Source organism: Bacillus sp. NTK034 (genome assembly GCF_017303275.1).
Classification (GTDB): domain Bacteria; phylum Bacillota; class Bacilli; order Bacillales; family Cytobacillaceae; genus Cytobacillus.
Genome location: NZ_JAFKOJ010000023.1, coordinates 1 through 9,978 on the forward strand (window position 1 = coordinate 1; position 9,978 = coordinate 9,978).

Genomic DNA, 9,978 nt, shown 5'->3' on the forward strand with positions numbered 1-9,978 from the left:
CCCATTTTCTTTCTTAAATCCAGCAGCAAGTTCAGTATTCCGGCTCTAACAGATACATCAAGCATGGATGTAGGTTCATCTGCAGCAATAAAAGATGGTTTTAAAATAATTGCTCTGGCAATGGCAATTCTCTGTCTTTGCCCGCCGCTTAATTGATGTGGGAATCGATGGATAAAGTCCTGGGCTGGTCGTAGCTCAATAGCTTCTATGGCCTCAATCACCTTTTGATACTTTTCTTCGTAAGTCAAACCCTTTTCATGAGCATTAATCGGTTCCATTAATATGTCAAGAATTTTCATACCGGGATTTAACGTATCGTAGGGGTCTTGAAAAATCATCTGCATTTTTTTTCTGATTTTATTTGTCTCTGATTCTTTTAGATTACAAAGATTAACTCCTTCAAAAGTTATTTCTCCTTTGGTTTCTTTCATAAGGCGCATAATCATTCTGGCAGTTGACGTTTTGCCGCAGCCGCTTTCACCAATGATTCCCAAGATTTCACCTTTGTTTACTTCGAAATTGATATTATTAACTGCATATACCTCCGTTTTTCTTCTTTTTAAAAAAGTGCCCGACTTTTTAATGAAGGTTTTTTTCAAATTGCTCACTTTTAAAAGGGTGCTTTTATCCATGGTTTTCTTCCTCCTCTAAAAAGCAGGCTGTGTAATGTCCTTTCTTGATTTCTCTAAATTCCGGAGTTTCCTGCCGGCATTTGTCAAAGGCATGGGGGCACCTGGTATGAAAACGGCAGGAATTAGGGAAATTCACCAAATTTGGTACACTTCCTGGTATAGATACCACTTCCTTTTCCGGATTGCCTAAATCAGGCGAAGCGTTTAAAAGTGCTTGTGAGTATGGGTGTCTGGCATTTTTCAATAGGTCTTCCGTGGATGCCCATTCTACGATGTTGCCTGCATACATAATGGCTATTTTATCGCATATAGCAGTAACCATCGGCAAATCATGAGAGATCAGTATTACAGATAATTCCATTTTCTTTTGAAGGCTTTTGATTAAGGCAATTACCTGCGCTTGAGTTAAAACATCCAATCCTGTTGTGGATTCATCAGATATAACCAATTTTGGATTACAGGCCAATGCCATAGCAATGGCGACTCTCTGTTTCATTCCTCCGCTGAATTCATGCGGATAGCTCCTCCACCTCTCCCCATCAATACCGACCAACTCGAGAAGGGTCTTAGTGCGCTGAAGAGCTTCCCGTTTGCTTACATTCTCGTGCAGTAAAATGGATTCCATTATTTGATCTCCTATAGTAAATATAGGATTCAACGCGTTCATTGCACTTTGGGGAATAACAGAAATCTCTTTCCATCTCAAGTATGAAAGTTCTTTTTCAGAGGCCTTTATGAGATCTCTTCCATTTAAAAGGACACGACCCGAAACCACTTTTCCAGGATATTCTATTAACCTTAAAATGGACTGAGCAACTGTTGTTTTCCCGCATCCGGACTCACCTATTAAACCTAGCATTTCTCCTTTATTGAGTGAAAAAGAAACATTCTCTACTGCCTTTGCTATCCCTTTATCCGTTTTAAAGTAGGTAGAAAGGTTTTCAACTGACAACACGTTGTTCATAACTAACGCTCCTTTCTTAATCGGGGATTCAGGATCTCTTCAAGTGAGTAGCCTGTAAAGGCGAACCCTATAACCAGTGTTGTGATTAATAATCCTGGAGGCAGAACCCACCAAATCCACGCATCAGTTAAAAAAGCTCCTCTGGCCTGAGCATAATATAAAATGGTCCCCCAACTCTTTGTAAATGGATCTCCTAGCCCTAAGAAGCTTAAGGATGCTTCGATTAAAATTGAATGGCTTGCGGCTAAAACAAATTGGGAGAGTGCTATTGGAATAACCCCTGGCAGAATATGACGGGCTAAGATGACTTTAATGTTTGTGCCGATTGACTTTGCAGCCTCTACATACCCTTTAGTTTTTAAAGTTAGAACCTGAGATCTTATTACCCTTGCTGGACTCGCCCATGAAATTAGGCTAATAACCAGTACAATGTTCCAAAAACTAGGGCCAATAAAAGCGGCCAGTAATATCATTAAAGGAAGAAAAGGAATAACAAGTACTAAGTCTACCAATCTCATTAAAAATGCATCTACTTTACCGCCGTAGTAACCTGAAACTATTCCTACAAGGCAGCCAAGGAGAATGGAAATAAAGGCTGCAATGACACCAATTAATAATGAAATCCTCGTGCCATATAAAAGTTCGCTTAAGATATCTTGTCCGACATCATTCGTTCCCAGCAAAAATTGGCTATTAGGCTTCGTAAAAGGAGCTCCAACTCGATCTGTTGGATCAAATGGAGCAAGGATAGGCGCTAAAATCGCAATTAGCAAAAAAATCACTAAAAGGATTAAGCCAAACAAGCCAATATTATTAGATGTGAGCACTTGCCAATATTTCTTCCATCTTGAATTAACCATTGCGGCTTCCCACCTTTGGATCAAGTAAAGGATAAATTAAATCTGCTAGAAAGTTAGCAATGACTACACTGAAAGTAATAATCAGGAATGTAGCTTGGATAAGCGGGTAATCTCTGCTTAATACCGATTCAAACATAAGGCGCCCTACACCCGGATATGCAAAAACGGTTTCGATAACAGTGGCACCGCCCAAGGTAAACCCTAAGCTAAGCATAAATACAGTAGCCACAGGAAGTAGCGCATTTCTCATGGCATGTTTATACTTTATTACCTTTTCTTTTACTCCCTTTGCTTTGGCCATCATAATATAATCTTCTCCTAGGACGTTAAGCATTGAATACCGCATGATCATAAAAGTGCTTGTAACAGAAATTAGGATAAGGGTAGCCAATGGGAGAATAAGATGCTTACCGATATCAATCAACCGGTCCATTCCCGTATAGTTTGACCACGCGCTTTCTGCTCCAAAAACGGGCAGCCATCCTAATTGTGCGGAAAAAATTGATACAAGTATCATGCCAACCCAAAAAGAAGGCATTGCACTTAAAAACATAAAGACAGTTAGAAGGTTAGCATCTGTTCTGGTGCCCCTGCGCCATGCGGAAATTGCTCCAAACATGACTCCGATAACGGTTGAAAGTACCAACCCTAGACCTGTAAGTAGCATTGTCCATGGGAGCCTCTCCATCAAAAGTTCTGAGATAGGTCGCTTTTGCTGATAGGAATATCCAAAGTCACCAGTGAAAATATTCTTTATATACGCTCCATATTGTTCGAAGATTGAATCATTAAGGCCATACTTGTCTAAAATAGCATCTTTTTCAGCACTGGACATAAAGCCTACATCTTCGCCTGCTAAAAAAACCAATGGATTTCCAGGCATAAGACGGGGTAATAGAAAATTTAGCGTCAACATTAGGAAAATGACAATGAAATATTGTAAAAGTTTTCCTGCAATAAATTTACCCAACACTTTCACCTCCAAATATGTAAATAATATTTTTAAATAGAGTTCCCGTAAAAGAAATTGCTTTTACGGGAAGTTATTTCAATTAAAAATCAAAATCATCATTGCCTTTATCTTTTTTCTTTCTTCTTAATAGAATAAAGCCAATGACAGCCACAAGAAGTATTAATCCAAATACGATTAATGAAGAGGTATTCCCATCATTATTTGAACTGGTATTTGCTGTTTTGCTATCTGTTGATACAGCTGCTGTGTCGCTACTAGCTTTCTCATTATCAGGCAAATCGGATTTTTCGGTCGAAACAAAGGATAGCTTGTTGATAATTCCCTTGCCCACCTGGAAGACATACTGATCATATTTTTCAGGATTAAACGCACCAACAATCTCTTGGTAATAAAGAGGAATAATCGGAGCATCCTTTGCTACAAAAGCTTGTATTTCCTTTATTAAACTTAGACGTTCATTTTCATCGTATGTCTGTTTAAGTTTTTCCCCCAATTGGTCAAATTCAGGGTTCTTGTACCCCCCGATATTGACAGATCCAATAGCTGGATCGGAATGAAATAAATCATTTATTCGATCTGGAAATAGCTGCATGGTGTTAGACCAGCTCCAGACGCCAATGTCATAATCTCTGCCTTTGCTGACATCAAAATCAGGCCACATTAATGAGTCTACTGTAGTTGAATCCATTGCTTTTACAGCATTTTTAATTCCTACTTCATTTAATGCTTCAGAAATTAATTCGGCAGTTCTGATTCTAATGGGGTTTCCTGAATAAACCAAAGTGGTTAAGTCAATTTTGTTCCCTTTTTGATCTTCTCTAAATCCATCACCGTCTTTATCAATAAAACCAGCTTCTTCCAGGATTAGTTTGGCTTTTTCTTTATCAAAAACCGGCTTTAATTCCGAATTAAAATAGGAAGACGAAGGATGAATAAATCCAGGGCTCCCTACTTCTGCGTAGCCTAGCAGCACCGTATTTACTAAATTTTCTTTATCAATGGCATAATCAATAGCTTGACGAAATGCGGTTTCCGTCATAGGGTATTTCTCTGCATTAATTTGAAACAGGCTTGTACTGTATCCTGGCCCCCTTACAACTTTCAAAGCAGGGTTGGAACTAAATTGTTCTACAAGTTCAGGAGATATACTTGACGAAATTACATCCAGCTCGCCAGCCTGAAGGGCATTATACATTGCAGTTGTATCTTCAATGATCGGGAATATTAATTCATTGATTGGCGGAGCACCTTTGAAATAATCGTCGTTTGATTTCATTTTGTAGTATTGGCCAGATTTGTGTTCTTCCAGAATATAAGGTCCGCTTCCAAGTGCATTGGTTTCATCATCAGGAGTACTTACTTCAGACCAGATATGTTGAGGCAGTATTGGCAAATCAGCAAGAGGCTGAATCATGAAGTTGGGGTCAGCCTGCGATAAATTTAATGTTATACCAGTGTCGCCGCTTACCTCTATTGACTTTATTGTTTTTAATGGATTCGTAAATCTGGATTTTGGATATTTGATGAAATATTCCATTGTGAATTTAACATCATCAGCAGTAAGAGGTTTACCATCGTGCCACTTTACGTTGTCATGCAGAGTCAGCTCATAGGTTAGCCCATCTTTGCTAACTTTGAAATCCTTTACCAACCAAGGTTCCGGCTGATTATTTTCATCTAAATTAAACAGTGTATCGTAAAGTAAATTGACCAAATCTAACCCTGGATACCCTGTAACATACGTATAAGGGTTTAATCCATTCTCATCTTTTGAAATGCCCACTTTTAAAGATTGCACTTTCTCTTCGGCTAGAACAGGATTGAAACTTGAAAGAAGTAACAAAATTATTAATCCAACACTAAAAAATGATCTTTTCATTTTCACTCCCCCTATTTAGTGATCTAGATTAACTATTTGATTAGTTCTTGTAAGTGAAAGTTTCCTTCTCTTCTGTATGCTTCTGCAAGGGCAAAATGCCCATGAGTTGCCAGACCATGATAAACATGAACAGCTTTGTCTAACACTCTATGCATTGCTCTTCCTTTTTCCTGATGGTTTTTTAATTGGGAATGTCCAGGTGATAAAATTTCTACTGTTTTGGGATCAAGAATTTCATCAAAATGCATACCGCTAAATTCCATTTGACTTTCAAGCATGTCCATTGCCTTTTCTTTTCTCTCCCAAACTTGAGAAATATCAACGACAGTATTTGGGTGGTGAGGTGTCATGTAGTAGATGGTCGGAATAGGGTGTGGGGATAAACCGGGAGTTTCTTCTAATCCGTAATCTCTGCTTGCAAGTGCAATAGATTCAAGCAAAAGGGTCATGGCTGGTCTACGGTCAGGATCTAAATCATGGAAGGAATGCTCTGGATCTTGGGTGATAATAATATCTGGCTTAACTTCACGTATCAACTTAATCAACTTAATTTTGGAGTCCTTACTTAAATCTACAGTCCCATATTCAAAATTTAGGAAAGAAATCTTGACCCCCAATATCTCTGCAGCATTTCTAACTTGGGGCTGGCTTGTTTCCCTGCAAAGCATAATGCTAGCATATGACTCTCCCCCATTTAAAACATTTTTAGCTAATGCTCCACCGCATTCAACTACTTCCATACCATAAACACCAAGAAATAAAATTTTCTTACCTTTTGACATTACCCTACCTCCTTAGAATGTACAGTACAGTACCCCGCTATCGTATATTGGGTATTAAAAACTATAATAATACCGAATTATCGTTTTGTAAATAGAGAATTTTTAGAAAATTATTTATTTTTAATATTCGGTTATTTTTTGGTATGGCTTGTTTTCTGTTTACATATCATGTAGCAAATAAAGAGGAGTTGATAATTTTGGGAATATACCAGTTATTTGTTCTAACCACAATAGCTTCTTCAGCTATTGCAGCCATTATCCTATCCATAAAATTCAGGCACAAATTATCAAAAATGCAAGCAATGGTTATAACAATGGCAATGGGAATGAATATAGGTTTAACAGCCGGAGTCTTGTTTGGAACATATTATCAAGGAGATTTGTATACTTCTACATTGGTTTCTTCTGGAATTGGGGTTATTGCAGGATTAGCTAGCGGAATAGCATTCGGTATCCTTCCTTCATTAGAAGGGTTTATGTCAGGTTTAATGGGGGGAATGATGGGAGCCATGCTTGGTGAAATGGTTTCCCAGAATCAAGCTTTCACCATGCTAAATATTTTACTCACACTTACAACGAGTTCACTATTACTATATAATATCCTATCAGCAAAGAGCTCTATTAATGAGAAAAAATGGTTTTTAAAGCCTGTTTTAACTTTTGTCCTTCTTTTTTCCTTTCTTTATTTTGGAAATCAGCTAGATAAAAGCAAAGCCTTCTCTAACTTTAGCTCTTCACAGACTGGGCAGGATCATGGTGAGCATGGAAAAACTAAAAACTTGAATGCTAATGAAATCGTTTTAACTGTTCTTCCTGCAAAATTTTCTTATGACCCTTCAGAGATAACACTTACAAAAAATAAAGAAGCCTCTCTTAGATTAAAAAATCTAGATAATTCGGATCATGATATTGAGATAAAGGAAATAGCCGTTAAGACTGAAAACAATCAACATGGTAACCATAGCAATACTCAGGCTGATTTTCATCTCCATGCATCAGGAAAAAGTGAAGCCACTCTTACATTTACACCTCTTAAATCTGGAGTATTTGAATTCTATTGTTCTATTCCTGGTCATAAAGAAAATGGCATGATAGGTACAATTACAGTAAATTGAGAATGGCCATCCCTTCTGTATTACTAAAGGGATGGCCTTTTCTTTACCATTTTCAAATTAGAAGGTTCAAATTACTTTTACATAATAATATCATTCATATTTTGGAATTGCTCTTTATCTGCATTTCGGTAATTTTGTGCTTTTTTATGTACACAACCAATAAAACCACATATGAATATTCATCTGCCCCTATCTCTAAATTTATAATAATTAACTAATAAAGCAATAAATTTCCTCGACAATTCTATTAAAGACTCCAGTACGTAATGGTATCAAGTACTCCAATTATAAGCATTATGATACCTGTAATTTTTTGAACAATTGCCCCTATTCTTCTCCCCTTTTTCACAAACTTCCCTCCTAGCTCTAGATACCAAATAAGAAATACAGAAATAATTAGAGGAAGAGAAGTCCCTATTGCAAAGATTGGAGGCAATATCATCCCGTAATTTACTGAGAGTGCCATTGGCATCAAAGTGACAAAGAATAACACAAACATTGTGGGACAAAAACCAAGGCTAAAGCTCACTCCCATAAAGAAGGCTCCAAATCTCACTTCCTTTTGAAATCTCTCAAAAAAGTCCCCTAGTGATATTGATTTCCTGAATTTAATGAACCCCAGTAAGAATAAACCGATCAATATAAACATTGGTCCAATAATTCTCCTTATCCAAGGAAAATAAACGGTCAAAGAAGTCTTAATTTCACTGCCGAATATCCAAACTAATAAACCAAAACCAGAAAATACAGCTATTTTACCCAACGTAAAATACATAACTTCTTTCCAAGCAATGTTTTTTTGTATAGACCTGCTTCCGTATAATGTAATGGCTCCCAAATTCCCTGTGAATTGACAGGGTGCCAATGCTCCTACAAGTCCCAATATAAAAGCTGATATTATGGGGATGTCTTTAGTGCTCAAACCAATATTAATTAGAGGCTGACTAAAAAAGTTGCTTATTGTGCTGAATAACTCATACATACCTTTAATACCCCTATTCTTGTAGCTCACTTAGCTATATGAAAAAGCCAAAGCGGTTTGCAGAAAAATGAAAATCCTATTTTGTTCACTCATCATTCATAACATTTAATTATGAAGATTTTATGAAGAAATACGATATTTAAGGTGTTTATAGAAATAGGAAAAGTAACCTCCGGTGTCATTAAACGAATTTTATTTTCACTTATAGTGGGGTTTATATGTTGAAAAAAATATCGTAATATAATTAAAAAAGCCGATCTTTGAATGTTCAAAAATCAGCTTCAATCATTCTAAAAGATATGTGCAGATGAAAATATGCAGCCTATCATCAGTTAAGAATGTAAATTATCCTTCATTTCCACTTACTTCCTCAGCGTCCCAATAATATTCACTGAAAATCTCCGCAAACGCTTCGATAGAATGATCAAGTTCAGTGTTGTTATTTTCTACACCCCCAAATTCAAGCAGCATGGACTGGCTGGAAAGATCCTGGTTATAAACTCCGTTCCCATCGTCTTTTGTTTTAATAAATACACCTCTGCTAATCCCTGGATACTTTTCTTCTAGTTTTTTGTTTAATTCTTTAGCTAATGCAAGGTTCCTCTCGTAGTTTATATTTTCCTTTCCGACTATGAAAAATAATCTTGCAAAAGGCTTACCGTTTATCATAGTAGTTGTTAGTTTCTTTGGCTGGGAGTCTCTGTGTATATCAATAAGATAATTAATGGAAGAGTTTTGGGCCATTACCTCTTTTACTGTTTCTCTTGATAGAGCATAAGAATAATTATAATTCCAATTTTTCTTTTTCAGTTCTTCTGTAACATTAGATGTACTATGATTTGCTCCTATCCCTCGTTTCATTAATTCATCTTTCAGCTTTTTACCCACGGCTATTATATTTTTACTTTCATTTAAACTTACAGCTTCATTAGCCGTTTTTTTTCCAGGAAGTAAAGGCAAAAAGGCCTCCCAGCTGTGTGAATGATAAATATACGCAACATCTTTTCCGGTTTTAGGGATTGGTGAAGCTCCCTTTTCTTCTGTACCTTTTGGTTGGTCTTGGTCCTTTTCTACCTGCTCTTTCTCTTTCAGCAGCATCTCCAACGGTGGAGCTGATTCAATAGGCAACGTGGTAAGGTCTGTTCCAAGGCCTGCAATGGCAATTTCGGTGTTAAAAGTAGAGAATCCAGGTATTTCTCTGCCAAGAAAAGTCCGAATGTCTTCTGGCCAAATATTTGTAAAGGTGAGAAATACAACTTGGGAAATGGAGGGCTCTTCTTCCTTAATACTTGATTTTAGCGGACCTATTTCAGTAGACATTAGCCTTAGAAAGAAATTAGTATGCACTCTTTCACTAGTAGCTGTTATTATGGAAGAATTTAATCTTTCTTTTAAATCAAGAAAGTTTATAAAAAATGTAATACTAAAAATCAAGAAAAATAGGGATAAATAAATCCAGTGAACTCGTATAAACAAAATAGAAGTATTCTTCCTTTCTTTCATTTGTACCCCTCCATTCTATTTATTCTGTTTTCTACTCAGAATATATGAACAAAAGAAGGATAATAGAATAGAATCTAGGAAGAACTATTAAATCTAATAGAGTTTGTATTTTTTCACTATGATGAGCGGCCTTTTCATTTTGATTTCAATTCATACAAACAAAAACAGGCACCTTAGGTGCCTGTTTAATGCTTATTGTACCATTTGACGGCAATCATCTGCGCATTTAAAGCAAGCATCTGCACATTTTTGACAATGTTCATGTTGATGTTTCTTGCATTCGTTTCC

Annotated in this window: 10 protein-coding genes; 1 reads left to right on the forward strand and 9 read right to left on the reverse strand. The window is 36.7% G+C overall.

Translation table 11 applies throughout. The features are described from left to right. From JI665_RS27980 to JI665_RS28005, 6 genes are all read right to left on the reverse strand, one after another. A partial coding sequence (locus tag JI665_RS27980; protein ID WP_206846199.1) for an ABC transporter ATP-binding protein occupies positions 1–632 on the reverse strand: 632 nt, incomplete at its 3' end. Continuing rightward, a complete protein-coding gene (locus JI665_RS27985) occupies positions 625–1,596 on the reverse strand; it encodes an ABC transporter ATP-binding protein (RefSeq protein ID WP_206846202.1) in 972 nt (323 codons plus the stop codon). The genes JI665_RS27980 and JI665_RS27985, both read right to left, overlap by 8 nt. A 2-nt stretch (positions 1,597–1,598) precedes the next feature. Then, positions 1,599–2,456, reverse strand: a complete 858-nt coding sequence (locus JI665_RS27990; RefSeq protein ID WP_071158626.1) for an ABC transporter permease — start codon at positions 2,454–2,456, stop codon at positions 1,599–1,601. Further along, the gene (locus JI665_RS27995) at positions 2,449–3,426 is read right to left on the reverse strand and encodes an ABC transporter permease (RefSeq protein ID WP_206846204.1); all 978 of its coding nucleotides are present in this window, start codon (positions 3,424–3,426) and stop codon (positions 2,449–2,451) included. Before JI665_RS27995 ends, JI665_RS27990 begins: the two co-directional genes overlap by 8 nt. 82 nt (positions 3,427–3,508) lie before the next feature. Further along, on the reverse strand, positions 3,509–5,308 hold the full coding sequence (locus JI665_RS28000; protein ID WP_206846206.1) for an ABC transporter substrate-binding protein: 1,800 nt from the start codon (positions 5,306–5,308) through the stop codon (positions 3,509–3,511). A gap of 32 nt (positions 5,309–5,340) precedes the next feature. Continuing rightward, positions 5,341–6,090: a PIG-L deacetylase family protein gene (locus JI665_RS28005; protein WP_206846208.1), complete on the reverse strand. Its 750-nt coding sequence runs from the start codon at positions 6,088–6,090 to the stop codon at positions 5,341–5,343. A 197-nt stretch (positions 6,091–6,287) separates the two neighbouring features. Between JI665_RS28005 and JI665_RS28010 the strand changes: the two genes are divergently transcribed. Beyond that, positions 6,288–7,205: a plastocyanin/azurin family copper-binding protein gene (locus JI665_RS28010; RefSeq protein ID WP_206846211.1), complete on the forward strand. Its 918-nt coding sequence runs from the start codon at positions 6,288–6,290 to the stop codon at positions 7,203–7,205. 247 nt (positions 7,206–7,452) lie between these two features. Here the strand turns inward: JI665_RS28010 and JI665_RS28015 are convergent, their stop codons facing one another. The 3 genes from JI665_RS28015 to JI665_RS28025 form a co-directional block, all read right to left on the reverse strand. Continuing rightward, entirely contained in the window at positions 7,453–8,187 is a 735-nt protein-coding gene (locus JI665_RS28015; RefSeq protein WP_206846215.1) for a sulfite exporter TauE/SafE family protein, read from the reverse strand. 345 nt (positions 8,188–8,532) lie between these two features. Then, positions 8,533–9,690, reverse strand: a complete 1,158-nt coding sequence (gene spoIIP / locus JI665_RS28020) for a stage II sporulation protein P (RefSeq protein WP_206846218.1) — start codon at positions 9,688–9,690, stop codon at positions 8,533–8,535. A gap of 192 nt (positions 9,691–9,882) precedes the next feature. Next, positions 9,883–9,978 (reverse strand): four-helix bundle copper-binding protein (locus tag JI665_RS28025; protein WP_206846221.1); only part of this gene is annotated, 96 nt, incomplete at its 5' end.

Excerpts from the sequence above, each read along its gene's own strand:
- JI665_RS28000 (WP_206846206.1), bottom strand. The coding sequence starts at position 5,308 with ATGAAAAGATCATTTTTTAGTGTTGGATTAATAATTTTGTTACTTCTT.
- JI665_RS28005 (WP_206846208.1), bottom strand. The coding sequence starts at position 6,090 with ATGTCAAAAGGTAAGAAAATTTTATTTCTTGGTGTTTATGGTATGGAA.
- JI665_RS27985 (WP_206846202.1), bottom strand. The coding sequence starts at position 1,596 with ATGAACAACGTGTTGTCAGTTGAAAACCTTTCTACCTACTTTAAAACG.
- JI665_RS27990 (WP_071158626.1), bottom strand. The coding sequence starts at position 2,456 with ATGGTTAATTCAAGATGGAAGAAATATTGGCAAGTGCTCACATCTAAT.
- spoIIP (WP_206846218.1), bottom strand. The coding sequence starts at position 9,690 with ATGAAAGAAAGGAAGAATACTTCTATTTTGTTTATACGAGTTCACTGG.
- JI665_RS28015 (WP_206846215.1), bottom strand. The coding sequence starts at position 8,187 with ATGTATGAGTTATTCAGCACAATAAGCAACTTTTTTAGTCAGCCTCTA.